14 protein-coding genes are annotated in these 19,206 nt (G+C 72.1%); 7 read left to right on the forward strand and 7 right to left on the reverse strand.

The genetic code is table 11. The annotated features are described in order from the left end of the window. Nucleotides 1-82: 82 nt before the first annotated feature. The 3 genes from ACW9TB_RS14515 to ACW9TB_RS14525 form a co-directional block, all read right to left on the reverse strand. Nucleotides 83-1,216, reverse strand: a complete 1,134-nt coding sequence (locus tag ACW9TB_RS14515; RefSeq protein WP_472748530.1) for a glycosyltransferase — start codon at nucleotides 1,214-1,216, stop codon at nucleotides 83-85. Between the two features lie 37 nt (nucleotides 1,217-1,253). Further along, complete coding sequence (locus tag ACW9TB_RS14520) at nucleotides 1,254-2,534, reverse strand: hypothetical protein (protein ID WP_472748531.1); 1,281 nt, start codon at nucleotides 2,532-2,534, stop codon at nucleotides 1,254-1,256. A gap of 129 nt (nucleotides 2,535-2,663) precedes the next feature. Then, on the reverse strand, nucleotides 2,664-3,689 hold the full coding sequence (locus ACW9TB_RS14525; protein ID WP_472748532.1) for a methyltransferase domain-containing protein: 1,026 nt from the start codon (nucleotides 3,687-3,689) through the stop codon (nucleotides 2,664-2,666). A 437-nt stretch (nucleotides 3,690-4,126) separates the two neighbouring features. Between ACW9TB_RS14525 and asnB the strand changes: the two genes are divergently transcribed. The 7 genes from asnB to ACW9TB_RS14560 all read left to right on the forward strand — a co-directional run bounded on the left by asnB (nucleotide 4,127) and on the right by ACW9TB_RS14560 (nucleotide 13,507). Then, on the forward strand, nucleotides 4,127-6,037 hold the full coding sequence (gene asnB, locus ACW9TB_RS14530) for an asparagine synthase (glutamine-hydrolyzing) (protein WP_472748533.1): 1,911 nt from the start codon (nucleotides 4,127-4,129) through the stop codon (nucleotides 6,035-6,037). Nucleotides 6,038-6,378: 341 nt separating this feature from the next. Continuing rightward, nucleotides 6,379-7,692 carry a lipopolysaccharide biosynthesis protein gene (locus tag ACW9TB_RS14535; protein WP_472748534.1) on the forward strand — a complete coding sequence of 438 codons (1,314 nt, stop codon included), beginning with the start codon at nucleotides 6,379-6,381 and terminating at the stop codon, nucleotides 7,690-7,692. Nucleotides 7,693-7,832: 140 nt separating this feature from the next. Continuing rightward, nucleotides 7,833-9,014, forward strand: a complete 1,182-nt coding sequence (locus ACW9TB_RS14540; protein ID WP_472748535.1) for a glycosyltransferase — start codon at nucleotides 7,833-7,835, stop codon at nucleotides 9,012-9,014. Next, the gene (locus tag ACW9TB_RS14545) at nucleotides 9,011-10,036 is read left to right on the forward strand and encodes an NAD-dependent epimerase/dehydratase family protein (protein ID WP_472748536.1); all 1,026 of its coding nucleotides are present in this window, start codon (nucleotides 9,011-9,013) and stop codon (nucleotides 10,034-10,036) included. The genes ACW9TB_RS14540 and ACW9TB_RS14545 overlap by 4 nt, the downstream gene beginning before the upstream one ends. Nucleotides 10,037-10,093: 57 nt before the next feature. After that, complete coding sequence (locus tag ACW9TB_RS14550; RefSeq protein WP_472748537.1) at nucleotides 10,094-11,083, forward strand: NAD-dependent epimerase/dehydratase family protein; 990 nt, start codon at nucleotides 10,094-10,096, stop codon at nucleotides 11,081-11,083. Next, complete coding sequence (locus ACW9TB_RS14555) at nucleotides 11,080-12,117, forward strand: MraY family glycosyltransferase (protein WP_472748538.1); 1,038 nt, start codon at nucleotides 11,080-11,082, stop codon at nucleotides 12,115-12,117. The genes ACW9TB_RS14550 and ACW9TB_RS14555 overlap by 4 nt, the downstream gene beginning before the upstream one ends. Before the next feature lies 1 nt (nucleotide 12,118). After that, nucleotides 12,119-13,507 (forward strand): tyrosine-protein kinase domain-containing protein, encoded by a 1,389-nt coding sequence (locus tag ACW9TB_RS14560; RefSeq protein WP_472748539.1) that lies wholly within the window; start codon nucleotides 12,119-12,121, stop codon nucleotides 13,505-13,507. Nucleotides 13,508-13,535: 28 nt separating this feature from the next. On the opposite strand, the gene ACW9TB_RS14565 is transcribed toward ACW9TB_RS14560, so the two are convergent. From ACW9TB_RS14565 to ACW9TB_RS14580, 4 genes are all read right to left on the reverse strand, one after another. Continuing rightward, on the reverse strand, nucleotides 13,536-14,237 hold the full coding sequence (locus ACW9TB_RS14565; RefSeq protein WP_472748540.1) for an arsenate reductase/protein-tyrosine-phosphatase family protein: 702 nt from the start codon (nucleotides 14,235-14,237) through the stop codon (nucleotides 13,536-13,538). A 103-nt stretch (nucleotides 14,238-14,340) separates the two neighbouring features. Further along, nucleotides 14,341-15,924, reverse strand: a complete 1,584-nt coding sequence (locus ACW9TB_RS14570; RefSeq protein WP_472748541.1) for a DUF4012 domain-containing protein — start codon at nucleotides 15,922-15,924, stop codon at nucleotides 14,341-14,343. 481 nt (nucleotides 15,925-16,405) lie between these two features. Beyond that, nucleotides 16,406-17,719: a hypothetical protein gene (locus ACW9TB_RS14575; RefSeq protein WP_472748542.1), complete on the reverse strand. Its 1,314-nt coding sequence runs from the start codon at nucleotides 17,717-17,719 to the stop codon at nucleotides 16,406-16,408. Between the two features lie 178 nt (nucleotides 17,720-17,897). Beyond that, nucleotides 17,898-19,097, reverse strand: a complete 1,200-nt coding sequence (locus ACW9TB_RS14580) for a PQQ-dependent sugar dehydrogenase (RefSeq protein WP_472748543.1) — start codon at nucleotides 19,095-19,097, stop codon at nucleotides 17,898-17,900. Nucleotides 19,098-19,206 lie beyond the last annotated feature (109 nt).

A 19,206-nucleotide genomic window follows, 5' to 3' on the forward strand; every position in this document is an offset into this window, starting at 1 on the left:
CGGACCGGGGAGCACGGCCATTACCGGCATTCGTTTCGACGACCGCGTCGCGAACGCGGCACCCGGCCGCGCGCCGTGCGCCTCAGCGGCGCCGCGTCCCCGCCAGTTCCTCGTAGAGGTGCTCGAACCATTCGGCCGTCCCCGCGATCTCGACGCTCTCCGAGCTGGCGGCGGCTCCGGACCGCAGGCGGCGATGCGTGTCCGGCTCCATCGCCTTGAGGATCCCCTCGGCCAGGGCCTCCGGCGACTCCGGCTCGGTCAGGATCCCGTTCCAGCCCGAGGAGACCAGCTCCGGTATCCCCCCGACCTCGGTGGAGACCACCGGCACCCCGGCCGCGAGCGCCTCCATGACGACCACGGGAAGCCCCTCGTAGTGCGAGCTCAGCACCAGCAGGTCGGCCGCCGCCACCAGCCGCCTCGCCTCCCGCACCGGCCCCGGGACGCGTATCCGGTCCGCCAGCCCGAGCCGCTCCGTCTCCCTGACGATCCCCTCCCGCAGCGGCCCGTCCCCGGCCAGGAGGAAGAGCGCGTCCGGCCGCGTGCGGAGGACCTCTGCGGCGGCCCTGACCAGCAGCGCGTGGTTCTTCTCCGGCCGGAAGTTCGCGACGCAGACCACCAGGAATGCCTCCTCCGGCACGTCGAACCGGCGCCTGACGGCCCCCGCGCGCATCGCCCAGGAGCGCTGCCCGAGGACGTCCACGCCGTGCATCCGGACCAGCAGGCGGCGTGCCCCCCGGACCGAGGGGGAGCGTGCCACCTGCGACGAGACCGCGACCGTCCGGTCGTCGAGCCTGCGGACGACGTAGTCGAGAAGCGTGTTGACCATCCCCGTCAGGCGGCCGAACCGGACGGTGGCCGGTCGGCGGCAGTAGTGGACCGTCGACACCAGGACCGGCCGCCGGGGGGTGATCCTGGCGAACGGCCAGAGCACCGCGGCGGGGGTCGGCGAGTGCGCGTTGAGCACGTCGGGAGCGAGCCGGTGAACCGTTCCGACGAGGTGGGCGTAGGCCAGCGGGCGCGCCTTCGCGCTGAGGTCGACGACCGTGATCCCCGAGTCCCGCAGCTGTTCCACGAGCTCGCCGGTCGACGCCTGGAGGCACACGACCGTGTAGTCCTTGTTCAGCCGGGGAGCGCGCCGCAGCCGCTCGACGAGGAGCACCTCGACACCCCCGGCGTCGAGGGTCTTGACGACCTCGCACACGCGAAGATCCCTCATCTCGTCCTTCCTGGCCGGGGCGGCCGGGGCGGCGGCGTCACCGCGCCACCCGGGAGACGGTGACGCGTTCCGGGAAGATCTCGGGACGCGGCGCGTGCCGGGGGTGCCGGGACCGCCTCACGCGCCCGGCCTCGGTCCACGCGACCGCGGCCAGCACGCTGACGACCAGCATGATCGGCATTCGCTGGCGGAAGATCAGCCCCATGTTCGACATGGTCGTCGCGTAGGCGACCGTGCCGGGGACGACGAACAGCACGAGGGCGAACAGCAGCGCCCGGTTGTGCTCCCACAACCGGCGAGCCCCGCGTAGCGCGCTGTGGAGCAGGAAGTACCAGATAAGCGTGTCCACCTTTCCGAGCTGCAGCGCCATGCTGCCCCCCGTCCAGGGGAACGGGGCCAGGAGCGTGTAGAACAGCTTCGGGACGAGCGCGCCCCACGCGTCGCCGCCGTCCTCGAACAGCACCCCGGAGCCCCCCTCCGCGCCGGACCTGCGGACCATCTCCGACTGGCCCTGGTCCAGCTGTTCCTGCAGCGCCGAGAAGGATGCCCCGCCGTCCGCCTGCGCGATGAGCACCAGGACGGGGACCAGCACCAGGGTCGACACGACCAGGGAGTGGACGGACAGCTTCCGCCGTACCGGGGAGAGCCCGAACACCAGCGGCAGCGCGCACATGAGCACCATGTACGGCCGCACGTACCAGAGCGCCCACAGCAGCGGGACCACGGCGGCCAGCTTCCGCACGTCGAAGCGCCGCACGTTGGAGACCACGAGCCACAAGCAGGCCACGACGAGGAACGCGTTTATGCCGTCCTTGAACGTGTCGGACGTGTGGAGCAGGAGGGCGGGGAGGAAGGCGACCACGACCAGCAGCCGGAACGCGGCCCGCTCGTCGGCGCCGACGATCCGCGCGAACCGGTACATGACGATGCACAGCCCGCCGGACAGGGTGGCCAGGACCGCCGTGCAGGCGAGCGTGGCCGGTCCGTCGCACAGGTAGACGACGACCCCGAAGAGGTTGCACGGCACCTCCATGAAGTAGAGGGAGGGGATCTGGTCGGAGGTGACGAACCGGAAGTCCTCATACCTCCAGTACGCGGCGACCTCCAGCGCCCTGTCCAGGTAGACGAGGTTGTCGCCGCCGTACTCGATGAGGCCCGGCCGCATCACCAGGACGTGCACGACCAGGCGGGCGACGAAGGCGAGGAGCAGCACCGGGATCGCCCGGTTCGCCTGCTCGATCCCCAGACCGGCATAGGTGAGGAAGACCAGGAACGTCGCCATGAAGACGACGAGGAAGCACTCCATGAATGAGATCACCTCAGAAACGCATCGAGGTCATGCGCCGTGGGCCCGCCACGCGACCGGTGTGCCGGTGGAACCCCGCCGGGCACGGGTGAGAGAACGCTCCGGGCGGTCACGGGAACCCGTGGCCTCCCGGGCGGCCGGTCATTTGACGCCGCGGATCACGTACATCCCGCGCCGTCTCTCGACCGAGACGTCGCGCGGGGCCGGGTCCTCGGTCCAGCGCCTGATCCGCCGCCGGGTCTGGGGTTTCTCGTAGCGCGGGGCGAGCCAGTCGAACGTGTCCAGCACCGACCAGTTCCGCCTCGTCTCCTCGTCCCCCAGTCCCAGGTGCCGGTGGTTGGCCACCGGTACCAGCCGCGCGAGCCCCTGTCCCACGCCCGGGACGGCGCTGAGCGCCATGGACAGCGGCAGCAGGCGCGGCACCGTCCTCTCGACCAGGGTGTAGAGCCTCGCGGGGGGCATCCGCCGGGTGAGGGGGCGGATCAGCTGCCGCAGGTGGGGGTAGGCGACGACCGCCGCGTAGACGTCGACGCAGAAACGGCCCCCGGGTCTCAGGTAGCGGAGCAGTGTCCTGAACGTCCGTTCCGGGTCCGGGGTGTGCTGGACGACCCCGAGGCAGAGCAGGAAGTCGAAGGACTCCTCGGGGAACGGCGGCTCGTAGACGCTCGCCTGGACGAGTCTCAGGTTGGGGAAACGGCCGTTCGAGGCGGCGTTGGCATGGACCGCGCTGGAGATGTCGAAGGACGTCACGAGGGCGCCGGTCTCGCACAGCACCTCGGTGAAGCGCCCCGCCCCGCTGCCGCACTCGAGCACGCTCCGGCCCCGCAGCTCGTCGGCGGACCAGCCGCTCCCCGTCATCAGCCGATCACGGGAGATCGGCATGCCGACGTGCGAGTCGAGCTGCGTCAGCCGGTGCCTGTTCCACTGGAACCCGAATCCCTCGGCGTAGTTGTCCCGGGGAACGAACCGTGGAATCCCGTCGTCGACGGGGTAACCCGCCCCGCACCCGGCACACCGCAACCCGGCCCCGGTACCCCGTAGCTCGGCCCCGGCACAGCGCGACCCGGCTTCGTCGAAGAGCGAGCCGTCGCACCGGGGACAGCGCAACGCGGGGTGCCGGGGATCACCGGTACCCGTGCCGACCGTCGCGTCTTCCGCAAAGGTCATCCGACCACCCGTTCAGCGAGAGGGAGTGAAGGGCCGCGACGTCGCGTCCGGCTCCCGGCGTCCGCCGGGTGGGCGAGCACGCGCGCCGGGCACCCGCCGTCCACCACGTTCGTTCACAAGCTCGCACGTCACGGCCGCCGGGAGGCGCCCGGCGGCTCCCCGCGAGCAATGATCTTCGTGATCCTTACCCCCGGTTGGAGTTCGCCGCGACACGCCCCCGGCGCCAACCGCCCGCGAGCGGCCGGGGTCGGTTACTCTCGGCAAGATCGCGGTAACGGCCGGAAGCCGGACACCCCGGCCCGTACGAGGCACAGGGGCGCGGGCACAGGGGGCACCACGGGGGCAGGGTGTCACCGGCGCCGCCACGAGCAGTCGACATCAGAGCATCAGAGCCAGCGTTGGAGTCGGCGTTGGCGTTGGCGAGCAATGGGGGCCCGATGTGTGGGATAGCCGGAATGGCGTCGACGTCGCGTCCCGATCCCGGACTCGTCCGCCGCATGTGCGAGGTGATCGTGCACCGGGGCCCCGACGGCTCCGGTTTCCACGAGGACGAGCACGCGGCGCTCGGCATGCGCAGGCTGGCGATCATCGACGTGGCGACCGGCGACCAGCCCGTCCACGGCGAGAACGGCCGGGTCGTGTCGGTTTTCAACGGTGAGATCTACAACTTCGCCGAACTGCGGCGGGACCTGGCGGGCCGGGGCCACCGGCTGCGTTCCGCGGGCGACTCCGAGTGCCTCGTCCACCTCTACGAGGAGTACGGCGTCGACATGGTCCACCGGCTGCGCGGCATGTTCGCCTTCGCCGTCTGGGACCGCGACCGGCGGCGGCTGGTCCTGGCCAGGGACCGGGTCGGGAAGAAGCCGCTGTACTGGCGGTCCGACCACGCCTCGATCTGGTTCGGCTCGGAGCTGAAGTCGCTGGCCAGGGATCCCGGCATGCGCCGCGAGATCGACCCGGTGGCGCTGCACCACTACCTGACCTACCGCTACGTCCCCGCGCCGTGGTCGATCTACCAGGGTGTGCACAAGCTGCCCCCGGGCCACGTGCTGGTCTGGGAGCGGGGGCGGGTCACCACGCACCGCTACTGGGAGCTGGACCGCACCCCGCGGGTGGTGACGGACGAACGCGAGGAGGAGGAGCGCCTGCGCGAGCTGATCCTGGAGGCGACCCGGATCCGCATGGTGAGCGAGCGCCCCATCGGGGCGTTCCTCTCGGGGGGCGTCGACTCGTCGGCCGTGGTGGCGGCCATGGCCATGCAGAGCCGCGAGCGGGTCAAGACGTTCTGCGTCGGCTTCGAGGACAGCCGCTACGACGAGCGCGCCGAGGCCCGGCTGGTCGCCGAGCGCTACTCCACCGACCACCACGAGCTCGTCGTGACGGCCGACCTCCTCGGCGTGCTGCCCCTGCTCGCCTGGCACTTCGACGAGCCGTTCGCCGACTCCTCGGCCGTTCCCAGCTTCCATGTCGCGCGGCTGAGCAGGCGGCACGTCACCGTCGTGCTCAACGGCGACGGGGGCGACGAGTGTTTCGGCGGCTACCGGCGCTACGCCCTGATGAACCAGGCCGGCCGGATCCCGGCGATGCCCCGCGCCCTGGCCGCGCTGTCCGCCCGCGCCGGCACGCTCATCACCGAGCGGAGCGGGTACGGGTCGCGGAGCCGGTTGCTCGGCCGCGTCGTACGGTTCGCCGCGGAGCCTCCGTCGCGGCGCTACGCCGGTCTGATGTCCTGCTTCACGGCCGAGCAGAAGGCGGAGCTCTACACCCCCGCGCTCCGCGAGCGGCTGGCCGGGGTGGACAGTCACGGGCTGCTGGAGGACGCCTTCGGGGCCTCGTCCGCGGTGACCGCCCTCGGCCGCGTCCTGGACGTCGACACGACCACCTACCTCCCGTACGACCTGCTGGTCAAGGTCGACGTCACCACGATGGCCAACTCGATGGAGGCCCGCTCGCCGTTCCTGGACCACCGTCTGATGGAGTGGGCGGCGGGGCTCCCCGACCCGCTGAAGGTCCGCGACCGGCGGACCAAGCTGCTGCTCAGGCGGGCGGTCGCGCCCTGGCTGCCGGACCGGCTCCGGAACCGCCCCAAGCGCGGGTTCGGCGTGCCGCTCGCCGCATGGCTCAGGGGTGAGCTGCGGGAGCTCTCCCACGACGCGCTCACCGACGGCGTCGCCCGGGGCAGGGGGCTGTTCCGGCAGGAGGCGGTCCGGGAGTTGCTCCGGCAGCACGCCGACGGGGCCGACCACGGTGACCGGCTGTGGACGCTGCTGCAGTTCGAGCTCTGGCACCGGGCGCACGCCGTCCCGGACGGCCCCGTCATGGCGGAGATCGGATGCCCGGGGCCCTGAAACCACCCGGCGTCCCGAAGCTGCCCAGGGTCCCGAAAATCCCCAGGGTCCTGAGAACGCCCAGGATCCCGAAGCTGCCCGGCGTCCCGAAGCTGCCCAAGGTCCCGAAAATGCCCGGGGCCCTGAGGACGCCCAGGGTCCCGAAGCTGCCCGGAGCCCTGAAAATGCCCAGGGTCCTGAAGTCATCCGGCGTCCCTAAGACGTTCAAAGTCCCGAAGACGTTCAAAGTCCCGGAGGCGCCCAAAGTCCTGAAGGCATTCAAAGTCCCGAAGACGCCCAGAGCCCCGAAGACGCCCAAGGCCCAGAACGGGAGCGCGGCCCTCGTCCAGACCGTCCAGACGATGGCCAGCCACGTCCTGCGGCTGACCCTGGCGGCGATGACGGGCGTCCTGATGGCCCGTACCCTCCAGCCCGAGGGCCGGGGCGTCTACGCGATGCTCGCGACCACCGGCGGGATCGCGGTCGTCCTGGGCAACCTGTCGATCGGGAGGTCGCAGATCGCGCTGTGGCGGGACCCCGCGCGGCACCGCGCCCTGGCGGGCAACGGCCTGCTCCTCGGGCTGCTCCTCGGGCTCGTCTCCGCCGCGGTCACCCTGGCGGTCGTGACCGCGTTCCTCCCCCTCCCCTCGCCCCACCTGCTCGTCATCGCCCTGCTCGCGGTGCCGTTCGGCGTCGCGGCGGTCAACCTCAACGGGATCGCGCAGCTGCGCTCCCGCAACGACCTGGTCAACCGGGGGGTCGTCGCGTCCGCGCTCGTCCTGAACCTGCCGATCCTGGCGCTCGCGGCGACGGGGAACCTCACCGTCACGGCGGTGGTCGTCTGCTGGACGGCCGCCGTGAGCGCGCCCTTCTGGCTGCTCCTGAGACCGCTCGGCCTGCGCGCCATGCGCGTGGAGCCGGTACTCGCCCGCCACCAGCTCACCCTGTCGTGCCGGTACCACGTCGGGCTGGCGGCGTTCCACCTCCTGCTGACCGCCGACGTCTTCCTGCTGGGCGCCCTCGTCTCGCCCGCCGAGGTGGGCCTGTACACCGTCGGGGCGGCGTTCCTGACCTTCTCGCGGGTGCCCGCCGACGCAGTGGCGCAGGTCGCGCTCCCCCGCCAGGCGGTCGAGGACGAGCGCGACGCCAGGGACGTCAGCGTCCGCGTCCTGCGGCTCAGCCTGCTGCTGTCGTCCGTCTCCGCCTGCGCGCTGTCGGCGGCCTCGCCCGTGCTCGTCCCCCTGCTGTACGGCCCCGCGTTCACCGGCAGCGTGACGCCGATCCTCCTCCTGGCCCCCGGCATGGTCGCCCTGTCGCTGCTCCGGCCGGTCGAGCAGTATCTGGTGCGGCTGGACCGCCCGATGACGATGACCGCCGTCGCCTCCGCCGCCCTGGCCGCGAACCTGGCCATGAACGCCCTGCTCATCCCCCGGTGGGGGGCCGCGGGCGCCGCCCTGGCCGCGAGCGCCGCCTGCACCGCCATGGCGGCGGCCGAGATCACCTGGTTCGCCAGGAGGACCGCGACCGGGGCGCGGGAACTGCTGCCGCGCCTCTCCGACCTGCGTACCGCGGTCTCGGCGTTCTCCGACGCGGGTCACCGGGCTCCGGCCGCGCCCTTTCCCGGGCCGTCCGGAGAACGCCAAGGTATCCGCGGGCAAAGGAGAAAGAGCTGGTAAGACCCAGGTGTCCCGGCTGGATCACGTTTAGGTAGGGAGTAGGGAAAACCTCGCGCCACCCTCGTGATGGTGTCGGCGGACGGATCCGGCGGAGAACTAGTTTCTCCGACGTGAGCCAGGCCCGTCCCCAAGGAGCCCCTATGAAGCCAGACGGCCGGATTCGTGTCATGGAGATCATCGCGCGGATGAACGTCGGCGGGCCCGCGACCCAGGTCTCGGGACTCCACGGGCGGCTGAACCGCGAGGAGTTCGACCACCGCCTCTACACCGGCCACGTCGACGGCCACGAGGGCGACCACCTGCTGCTGCACGACGTGCGGGAACCGGTGCACCGGGTGCCGGGGCTCGGCCGCGCCGTCGATCCCGGCGACGACTACCGCGCCCTGTTCTGGCTGGTCAGCGCGATGCGGGAGTTCCGCCCGCACATCGTCCACACTCGCACGGCCAAGGCCGGTGCCCTGGGACGGGTGGCCGCCCGGCTGTCCCGCGTCGGCTCGGCCCGGGTGCACGTCTTCCACGGCCACCTCCTGCACGGCTACTTCTCACCGGTCAGACGCGGCCTGTACGTGGGCTCGGAACGGATCCTGGCCGCCATGTCGGACCGGCTGGTGACGGTGGGCTCCCGGGTGAGGGACGAGCTGCTCCAGGCGGGGATCGGCCGTCCCGAGCAGTACGTCGTCATCCCGCCCGGGGTGCGGCCGGGGCCGGTCCCCGACCGCGGCGCGGCCCGCGCGGCGCTGGGAATCCCGCAGGACGCGCCCGTGGTGGCGTACGTGGGCCGTCTCACCCAGGTGAAGCGGCCGGACCGGTTCGTCGCCGTGGCCCACGCCGTGCTCGGCCGCATCCCGGGCTGTCACTTCGTCGTGTGCGGCGGCGGCGAGCTGGGGCGGCAGGTCGAGCGGGACGCGGAGAACGTCCGCGACTCCTTCCACCTGCTCGGCTGGCGCAGGGACGTGGAGACGGTCTATGCCGCCGCCGACGTGGTCCTGCTGACCTCGGACAACGAGGGCACCCCGGTCACGCTCATCGAGGCGGGGATGTCGGGCACCCCGGTGGTCTCCACCCGGGTGGGAAGCGTCGCCGAGGTGGTCAGGGACGGGCACACCGGCCTGCTGTCGGGCCTCGACCCGGACGAGCTGGCGGCGCACACCGTCCGCCTGCTGTCCGACCCCGGCCTCGCCCGCCGGATGGGCGGCGCGGCCCGCGACTGGACGACGGACGCGTTCACCCTGGACCGCCTCGTCGCGGACACCGAGGGCCTCTACCGGTCGCTGTGCGAGACGCGCGGGCGGCGCCCGCTCGCGCGGGAGAACAGCCGATGAGAGTGCTGGTGACGGGCGGTGCCGGTTTCATCGGCGCGCACACCTGCCGGGCGCTGGCGGCCAGGCCGGACGTCGGGAACATCACGGTGCTGGACGACCTGAGCAGCGGGGACCTCGCCAACCTCGACGGCGTCGAGGCCGACGTCGTGACCGGCAGCATCCTGGACCGGGACCTGCTGACGAACCTGGTCGCCGGTGCCACGCACGTGATCCACCTCGCCGCCAGGCCGTCGGTGCCCCGGTCGCTGGCCGACCCGCTGACCTCGCACGCCGTCAACGCGACCGGCACCCTGAACGTGCTGGAGGCCTGCCGCGCCGGTCGGCCGCACCTGATCCTCGCCTCCTCCTCCTCGGTGTACGGCGACCGCCCGGAATCCCGCAAGCACGAGGACCTGCCCACCAGGCCGCTCAGCCCGTACGGGGCGGGCAAGCTCGCCGCGGAGGCCTACGCGCTCGCCTACGCGCACAGCTACGGCCTGCCGGTCCTGCCGTTCCGCTTCTTCAACGTCTACGGCCCGCTGCAGAGCGCCGGGCACGCGTACGCGGCCGTGATCCCGGTGTTCGTCTCCGCCCTGCTGCGGGGCGAGCCGGTCCCGCTGCACGGCGACGGCGGCCAGGCGCGGGACTTCACCTACGTGGGGTCGGTGACCGAGATCCTCGCCGACGCGGCCGCCCGCCGGGTGACGAGCGCGAAGCCGGTGAACCTGGCCTTCGGGACCCGCGTCTCCCTGCGGCACCTGATGGACCTCCTCTCCGAGATCCTCGGCCGGGTGGTGGAGCCGGTCTCTCTGCCGCCGCGCAGGGGCGACGTCCGGGAGTCCCGGGCCTCCCCGCGCCTGCTGCGCGAGCTGTTCCCCGGGGTGCGCCCCGTCTCCCTGGAGGACGGGCTCCGCACGACGGTGGCCTGGTTCGAGAGGACACGGGCCCCGGACGCCGAGACGGTGGCCGACATACCGGTGACCGGCGCACCCGTGACCGGCGCACCCGTGACCGGCGTACCTGTGGCCGGTATGCCGGTGTGAGAGGCCGTCTCCCGCCGACGACAGAGAACTCTCCAAGCACATGATGAGGAGAAGCCCGTGAGCGAGACACCACCAACCAGCTACCTGATAACGGGCGGCAGCGGATTCATCGGATCGCACCTGGCCGACGCCCTGCTCGCCCGAGGCGACTCCGTCGTCGTCCTGGACAATCTCTCGACGGGACGGCTGGAGAACCTCCGGCCGCACCCGAACCTGCGTTTCGTGCACGGGTCGGTCCTGGACGAGCTCATGATCGACGAGCTGGTCCACCGGTGTGACGTCGTCGTCCACCTGGCCGCCGCGGTCGGCGTCAAACTGATCGTCGAGCAGCCGCTGCGGTCGCTGACGACCAACATCCGGGGTTCGGAGATCGTCATCGAGGCCGCGCACCGGTACCGGAAGAAGATCCTGATCACCAGCACGAGCGAGATCTACGGCAAGAACTCCTCGGGCGCGCTGCGCGAGGACGCCGACCGCGTCCTCGGCAGCCCCGCCGTGGTCCGCTGGGCCTACAGCACCGCGAAGGCCGTCGACGAGATCCTCGCCAACGCCTACCACAAGGAACGCGGCCTGCCGACGATCATCGTCCGGCTGTTCAACACGGTGGGCCCCCGGCAGAGCCCGAGCTACGGCATGGTCATCCCGAGCCTCGTCCGGCAGGCGCTCTCGGCCGTCCCGCTGACCGTGTTCGGCGACGGGACCCAGACCCGCTGCTTCGCGCACGTCGCGGACGTCGTCGACGCGCTGCTCAGGCTGCTCGACGAGGACGCGGCGATCGGTGAGACCTTCAACATCGGCTCCGGCGACGAGGTGAGCATCATGGAGCTGGCGAAACTCATCATCGAGTTCACCGGGTCCACCTCCGGGATCGACCTCGTCCCCTACGCCGAGGCCTACGAGCGGGGCTTCGAGGACATGACCCGCAGGGTCCCCGACACCGCGAAGCTCCGCGCGCTCACCGGCTGGGTCCCGCGCCACAGCCTCGACGAGATCCTCGTCGAGATCATCAGGGAGGCCTCGGGGGAACCGGCGGCGTCCGCCCCGTGAGCGGGACCCTCGCCCTCGCCTCGGGAGCGGCCTGCGCGCTCAGCGCCACGGCCGTACTGCCGCTGAGGCGCCTCGCGGTCCGCTGGGACCTCGTCGACAGCCCCGGCGGGCACAAGGTCCACGCCCGCCCGACCCCGTACGTCGGCGGTGTCGCGATCGCGGCGGCCACCGTCGTGCCCACCCTGATCGCCCTCGGCCTCGCCGACCCGCAGATCACCGCGATCCTCCTCGCCGCGGCCACGGTGTCCGTCCTGGGCCTGGTCGACGACATCGCCCCCCTGCCCGCGGTCACCAGGCTGGCCGTGGAGACCGTGGTGGCGATCGGGGTGGTGCTCTCCGGTGTCCAGGCGACCGTGACCGGGACGTGGCTGGACGGCGTCCTCACGGTGGTGTGGATCGTCGTGATGACGAACTCCTTCAACCTGCTGGACAACATGGACGGCGCGCTGGGAACCGTCGCCGCCGTCACCTCGGCGCTCCTGGCCGCCACGGCCCTGGCACGCGGCCACACCGCGCTCGCGCTGCTCCTGTGCGCGCTCGCCTGCGCGTGCCTGGGGTTCCTGCCGTACAACTGGGCGCCCGCGAGGGTGTTCATGGGCGACTCGGGATCGCTGTTCATCGGGTTCACGCTGGCCTGTTCGGCGGCGGTCCTGGTCGGCGGACGGCCGCCGGGCGCGACGGTCGCCGGGCTGTTCCTGCCGACCTTCCTGGCGACCCTCGACACCTGCGTGGTCTTCGTCTCCCGGGTGCTGGCGGGCCGTTCACCGTTGCGGGGCGGCACCGACCACGTGTCGCACCGGCTGCGCCGCGCCGGTCTGGGGACCCGCGCGGTCGCGGTGGCGCTCGGCGCGGTCGCGGCGCTCACCGGCGCCCTCTGCCTGGCGATGGTCACGGGCCGGACGTCCCCGCTCGCCGCGACGGCCTCGGCCTGCCTCATCGCCGTCGTCCTCGCCCGCCCGCTGCGCGGCGCGAGCACCCGCGCACCGGCCCGCTCCCCCGAGCCCTCCGTGAAGATCCGTGAAAGGCGGCACTGACGTGGAACTCCTCCATTACCTACGGCTCGCGCGCAGGAACTGGCCGCTCATCCTGCTGTCGCTGCTCCTGGCGGTGGGCGCGGCGACCGCCATCACGGCGGGCACACCGCCGAAGTACGTCGCGACGATCTCCATGCTGGTCTCCGGCCACGACAGGGAGGGGAGCCTGTCCACCGCCTACCAGGCGGGGATGCTGTCGGCGCAGCGGGTGCACTCGTACGCGACCCTGCTCTCCAGCAGGCGGGTGGTCGGCCAGATCACCGGGGAGGAGGACGTGGAGCGCGTGCAGGCGAACATCACCGCGGAGGCCGTCCCCGGCACCGTGCTGCTGCGTGCCACGGTCGCCGACCCCAGCCCCTCACGGGCCGCCTCCCTGGCCAACGCCCTGGGCGAGCGCTTCGCCGAGCTCATCGACCAGATCGAGCGGCCCACCCCCTCCAGCCGTCCCATCGTGAAGGTCACGCTGGTGGACCGGGCGGAGACGCCCGAGACACCGGTCAGTCCCCGGCCGCTGGTCAACCTGGTGATGGCCCTGCTGGCCGCCCTGATCCTGGCCATGACCTTCATCGCCGTCCGGGACCGCCTGGACACCACGGTCAAGTCGGTGGAGGCGCTGCAGCACGCGTCGGGCGGCTCGACCCTGGGGATCATCGGCTACGAGCGGGACGCGCGGCACCACCCCCTGATCGTGCACAACCAGGGCCGGTCGTCCAGGTCCGAGGCGTTCCGGATGCTCCGTACCAACCTGCAGTTCATCGGCGTCGACCGGCAGCCGAAGTCGCTCGTGGTCACCAGTTGCCTGCCGGGCGAGGGAAAGTCGTCGGTCTCCGCCAACCTGGCGATAACCCTCGCCCAGGCCGGATGGCGGGTCATCCTGGTGGACGGCGACCTGCGCCACCCGACCATCCCCCAGTACCTCGGCATCGAGGGGGCGGTGGGCCTGACGGACGTGCTGATCAGCAGGGCCCTGCTGGAGGAGGTCGTCCAGGTCTGGGGCGAGCCGGGCGTGTCGGTCCTGCCGAGCGGGCAGATCCCGCCGAACCCGAGCGAGCTGCTCGGCTCCGACGGGATGCGCGAGGTGCTGGCCGAGCTGACCGAGACGTACGACATGGTGATCATCGACACGCCGCCGCTGTTGCCGGTGACCGACGCCGCGACGCTCGGCGCGCTCTGCGACGGCGCCCTCCTGATCACCCGTCACGGCAGGACCCGGCGGGAGCACATAGCCCGCGCCGCGCACCTGCTGTCGTCGGTCAACGCCCGGGTGGTGGGGAACGTGCTGAACTTCGTCCCGGTCAAGGACACCGCGTACTTCGGATACCGGTACGGATACGGATATGGCTACGGCCACGAGGCGAAGCCCCAGCTCAGGCATCCCGTGAGTGTGTGAGCAGCCACATTCGGATACGGATACGAGACTAAAAGGCATCCCGTGGGTGTGTGAGCAGCCACAGCGGGACGGCGAGCGCTCTCGCGATGCTCCGCCCTGCCGCCCGGTGGGCGAGCCGGGAACCTCCGTGAGGGTCGGCGATGTCGGGTTCGTCCACCCGTACCAAACCGCGCAGTGCCCGCGCCTCGTCGACCAGGGCGCGGGCCCGCCGCGCGGGATCGCGATACCGGATGATCCGCTCCGGCGGCACGGCCCGCACCAGCGCGCCGAACTCGGCGATGGTGAAGGTCCGTGTGACCGCCGCGAGATGCAGGGCCACCGTCTGCCCTCGGTGCCCGCCGGTGGCCGTGAGCACCAGGTCCGCGTCGGCCACCAGCCCGGGGACGAGGAGGCGGGAGCCGAAGTCCGCGGGATCCCCGCCGAGCCGTACCAGCGTCCGCCGGGCGTGCGCCGTCATCTCCAGGCCCGGCTGGGCGTGGGTGCCCGCGCTGGTCACCCGGAGCGCCGGGCACGGCCCGAGCGCCGAGCGGGTCAGCCGCTCGGCGAGCGGGGAACGGCAGATGTTGCCCGTGCACACGAACAGGATGCGGAAGCGGACACCCTCCCCGGGCGCCTTCCGCGCGTTCCCCCAGCAGCGTGGGCCGCACCCCTCGTGCCCGGTCTCCCGGTTCCCGGTGACCCCGGTCGTAGGGCTCCGCGCGCTCCCGGCGTCCCGTGGTGAGACCCTCATGACGAGAGGGTAGGTCGGCCCCGGCCCGCCACCGCCCGCGGCACACCGCCCTTTGCCCTTTGTCCCGACGCTCTTTGTCCCGGCTTCGTACCGATGCGTACCCTCAAGGGGGACATCCGCGCGGGTCCTCGGTGACGCGGGTCCGCTGCGGCCGGACGAGCGGCTGGACCGGGACCAGCGGCGGTTCCCCCGAGGCGACCTCCGTGAGGTCGAACTCCAGGGACCTCGACTGGCCGGGGGCGAGTTCCAGCATCGTCGAGTAGACGGGGTGTGACCGCTCCATCCCCCGGACGACCGCCGTCCGCTCGCCGTCGAGCCTGACCTCGGTCATCCGGCCGCCGATCCCGCCGTACAGCGACACCCAGAGCAGGTTGGAGCCGGGGACGTGCCGTCGCGAGGGGAGGTCGAGCCTGCCGGTGACGTAGGAGGGCAGGTCTCCGCCGGGGACGTCGTTCCCGAGCCGGATCCGCACGGTCGAGGAACGCAGGCCGCCCCGGCAGGGACCCAGCGCGTAGTCCAGGGAGCGGTTCAGGTAGTAGTCGAGCTTGTTTCCCGCGGAGTTGTTGACCACCAGTCCCGCGAACGGCCCCGGCCCCGACGGCAGCACGCCGCCGACCGGGGTACCGGCCAGGAACCGCTGCTCGGCCCCGTGACGGCTCCAGACCTGGAGCCGCCGGTCGCCCACCATCGCGGACAGCACGGGCATCAGCCCGGCGGGGTCGGCGAAAAACGCGGGCAGCGCCTCACCGGCGGCACGGGCGACCTCGATGAGGAACCGCTTGCGCGCCACGGGGTCGGTGTAGCGGGCGTAGGCCGCCCGCTCGGTGAGGTCGACGACGTTCCCCGAGGTCACCTGCTCCCCGCCGGGCAGGGTGACCGGGCCGGTCAGCCCCAGCAGGTGCGACAGCCCGACCGGGTCGGTGGCGATGGCGCCGTCGAGCCGCGTGCGGGCCTGCCGTTCCCACAGCCCGGTCCAGGTGGCGGCGGCGTACGGGAAGTGCGGGGAGAGGTTGGAGACGGACAGCATCCTGGCCGCGCCCGGCCCGTAGCGGCCACGGAAGTCCCGGCCGTGGTCGGCGACGGGAACGGGGCTGGCGGCGAGACTGTCGTTGGGGGCCAGCCGCTCGACGGTGATCCGGCCGCGGTCGGCCCGCAGGATGCCGAAGGCTCCCACCAGGCCCCCGGTGCCCCGCGCCTCGGCGTTCGTCTGGAAGGCCAGGAAGTAGCGGCGCGGACCGTCGGCGCCGAGCATCGGGGGGAGCAGCGCGGCGGCGGTCGCCACGTCGCCCAGCCCGGCGCGCAGCCGGTCGATCTCGCGCAGCGCCGTGCCGCGCGCCCGGTCCAGCCGGTCCACTCCGGTACGCGCCGGTACGGCCGCCAGGCGGGCACTCACCCGCGCGAGCCGGGTCACGGCGTCGTCGAGGACCGGCGCCGCCCTCTCGGCCGTGGCCAGCAGCCGCCTCGGGTCGCCCGGCGAGGACGTGCCCGCCGCGACGAACGCCGCACCGGCCCGCCGGACGCCGTCCAGCACGTCGGTCAGCTCCGCGACCCCCTCGGCCATCGCCCGTACGGTCGTCGCGGCGTCCCCCAGCACCGGGACGTGGGTGAGCAGCGACCAGTCCGCGCCCGAGGTGAGCCGCCGCGCCTCGGCCGCGTGCCACCGCGCCTCGGAGAGCGGCGCCGCCATGAGACCCGGTTCACCCGCGCCCACCACCGCACGCAACCGGAGCAACGCGTTCTCGGCCGCCTCCAGATGATCTCGTACGCTCAGCCCGAGATGGGCGGACCAACCCCCCGCCGGTACGGCAACAGCGAGAACCAGCAAACAGACCACAACGACCCGACGACGCCTTCCCCGCGACACCGAACCAGACAACACCGGGCCAGACAGAACCAAACCAGACGGCATCGAACTAGACGGGGCCAAGCCAGACGACACCGAACCGGACAGCACCGGATCAGACGACACCGGGCCAGACGGAACCGCATCAGACGTGACCGGCCCAGATGGGATCACGTCAGACGGAACCAGCCCAGACGACACTGAACCAGATGGAGCCGAACCAGACGACGCCGCGTCAGACGGGAGCGGGCCAGACGGGAATGAATCAGACGAAGCCGCGTCAGACGAGAGCGGGCCAGAGGGCACCGAATCGGACGGCACCGGGCTAGAGGACGGTGCTGGAGGATCGGCGGCGCCGCACGGAGATCAGGATGCCCACGGCCCCGGCGGCCAGCAGGCCACCGCCCACCGCGGCCATGACCGTCAGGTGCGCTCCGGTGAAGGGCAGCCCGCCGCCGTCGCCCTTGTCCAGCGAGGTCCCGCGAACACATCCCCCGGTGCCCTTTCCGCAGTCGTCACCGCAGCCACCGCACCCCCTGAACCCGCTGCCGTCACCGTCACCGAACCCATCACCGTCACCCCTATCGGCGTCGGGATCGGCATCGGCGATGAGGCGCGCGAGGCTAGCCGCGGCGAGGGCGAGGGACTCCCCGGCGGAGGCGAGGACCGCGGCGGCCTTGGCGATCTCCTCGCCCTCGGCGGCCTCCCGCGCGGCATCGGCGGCGGCCACCGCGGCGTCGGAGTCGAACGGCGCCGCGAGAACCGCGACGCCACCGGCCTCGGTGGCGACGTCCCCGGCCTCGGCAGCGATCTCCCAGGTGCTCCTGGCGATGTCCCCGGCCTGAGCGGCGATCCTCTCGGCCTGAGCCGCGAGCGACGCGGCATGGGAGCCACCCTCCGCAGTACCGAACTCCTCGGTACGGGACCCCGCAGTGCTGGACTTCTCAATGCCGGACCCCGCAGTACCGAACTCCTCGGCACCGGACCCCGCAGTGTTGGCCCCCTCGGTACCGAACTCCTCGGTACCGGAGCGGGCTTCGCCGGAGACGGTCCGCCGCGCCACGAAGGAGACCCTCGCGGCGGGCACGACCCCCATGGCGGCGGGTGCGCCCCTCATCCTGGCAGGTACGACCCCCATCCTGGCGGGCGCGACCCTCGCCGCACTGGACCCGCCACCCTGTGCGGCGCGGAGCCCGGCCCTCGCCGAGGCGATGGAGGCCAGCTGCGGGCCGAAGTTGGCTCCCCCGACGGCACCGGCGATGTTCTGTACGGCGGCGGCGACGTTCACGGCCGCGAGGGCGACCGCCCCGGCCGCGGCGGCGGCACTCGCGGCGGCGGCCTGGACGTTCGCGGCGGCGGCGGCGAGTCTCGCGGCGGCGGCGGCGAATGCGATGGATGGCGGGTACGGAGCGACCGCCGATGTCCGGAGCCCGGCTCCAGCGGCCACCTCCCTGCCGATCCCGATTCCAACGATCGCCTCCCTACCGATCCCGGCTCCAACGATCGCCTCCCCACCAGTCCCGGCTCCAGCAATCACCGCCCTACCGGCCCCGGCGATCGCCTCCCCACCGGTCCCGATCCCCGCACCGCTCCCGGCCATCACCGCGAGAAGAACGGACAGGATGAACTTTCCAGCCATCTCGGGCTCCCCATGGCGAATACGTCAAACCAGGAACAGACGCTTGACGCACAAACGACATGACTCCGGAACCCGTTATATTTTCCTATTCGAAAAACCCACTCGCCCGGCTCACGTTCCTTACCGAACGATCGCCGACTGTTCTCTGATCATTTAGGCCGAGCGACGTCGGACGTGGTCACGGCGCGGCCTCGACCCGATAGACGGGCCCCGACAGGCTGAGCGCGTACAACTCGCCGTCGTGGTCCTGGCCGAAGGACGACAGCTGCTCCACCGTGCCGAGGTCGTCGCCCTGCCCCGATCCACCGGGAGGCGCGGCCTTCACCCAGCCCGCGCAGAAGTCGCCGTAGACGAACCGCCCCTCCAGGCCGGGGATCTTCTTACCCCGGTAGACGTATCCGGCGATGACCGAGCAGTTGCCCCCCTCGCCCAGGGGATACTCGATGACCGGATCCACCAGCTTCCCGCCACCACCGCCACCGCCCTCGAAGGGATGGGTGCCCTCCTTCAGGTTCCAGCCGTAGTTGCGGCCCCCCTCGCCCTTCGGCTCGAAGTCGACCTCCTCCCAGGCGTTCTGGCCGACGTCGCCGATCCACATGTCGCCGGTCTTCGCGTCGAAGGTGAAGCGCCAGGGGTTGCGCAGGCCGTACGACCAGATCTCCGGCTTGGCGCCCTGCTTACCGGCGAACGGGTTGTCGCGGGGAACCTTGTACGGGGTGCCGCGCGGGTCGATCCTGAGGATCTTGCCGAGCCAGGTGTCCAGGTTCTGGCCGTTGCCCTGCGGGTCTCCCCCGCTGCCGCCGTCGCCGAGGGCGATGTAGAGGTACCCGTCGGGCCCGAAGGCGAGCTGCCCGCCGTTGTGGTTGGCGTACGGCTGCCGCTGGGTCAGCACGTCCCTGCGGCCGGTCGCCTTACCGCCGGAGAAGGCCCATTCGGTGACGTGGGTGTGCCCTTCGCGGTCGGTCCAGTTGAGATAGAGGAAGTCTCCGTCCGGGTGGAAGGCCACCCCGAGCAGTCCCTGCTCGTTGCCCGTGCTGATCTCCTGGGAGAGGTCGACGACGGGCGCCTCGGCGACCTTCCCGTCCGTCACGGCGCGCAGCCGTCCCGTCTGCTCGGCGATGTAGAGCGTCGGATCGTCCTCGCGCAGGGCCATCGCCACCGGCATGTCGAGCTGTGCGAACTCGGTGAAGCGGACCTTCGGGGCCGTCTTCGCCCCCGTCTCCCCGCCGGGCTCCGCCCGCGAGGCCGTGGCCGTGGCCGTGGCCGTGGGAGGAGCGGATCCGGAATCAGCAGACTCGGTGGCCCCGGTGGAGGAGCAGGCGACCAGGGCCGCGCTCAGCAGGGCCAGGCCCAATCCTGTCCGGCGGGAGATCGGCACGGTTCTCAGCCTCCTGTGTTCGTAGCCTGCTTAGATGATCACCTGTACGCGCCTGCCGCCGCGAAGGTTCCGGCCGCACCGGGCGTTTCCCGCACGCCCCTTCCCTCCC

The sequence above is a fragment of the Streptosporangium sp. H13245 genome (assembly GCF_055690525.1).

Coding starts and splice junctions, on each gene's coding strand:
- ACW9TB_RS14515 (WP_472748530.1), bottom strand. CDS start 1,216: ATGAGGGATCTTCGCGTGTGCGAGGTCGTCAAGACCCTCGACGCCGGG.
- ACW9TB_RS14525 (WP_472748532.1), bottom strand. CDS start 3,689: ATGACCTTTGCGGAAGACGCGACGGTCGGCACGGGTACCGGTGATCCC.
- asnB (WP_472748533.1), top strand. CDS start 4,127: ATGTGTGGGATAGCCGGAATGGCGTCGACGTCGCGTCCCGATCCCGGA.
- ACW9TB_RS14535 (WP_472748534.1), top strand. CDS start 6,379: ATGGCCAGCCACGTCCTGCGGCTGACCCTGGCGGCGATGACGGGCGTC.
- ACW9TB_RS14540 (WP_472748535.1), top strand. CDS start 7,833: ATGAAGCCAGACGGCCGGATTCGTGTCATGGAGATCATCGCGCGGATG.
- ACW9TB_RS14545 (WP_472748536.1), top strand. CDS start 9,011: ATGAGAGTGCTGGTGACGGGCGGTGCCGGTTTCATCGGCGCGCACACC.
- ACW9TB_RS14565 (WP_472748540.1), bottom strand. CDS start 14,237: ATGAGGGTCTCACCACGGGACGCCGGGAGCGCGCGGAGCCCTACGACC.
- ACW9TB_RS14570 (WP_472748541.1), bottom strand. CDS start 15,924: ATGGCGGCGCCGCTCTCCGAGGCGCGGTGGCACGCGGCCGAGGCGCGG.
- ACW9TB_RS14575 (WP_472748542.1), bottom strand. CDS start 17,719: ATGGCTGGAAAGTTCATCCTGTCCGTTCTTCTCGCGGTGATGGCCGGG.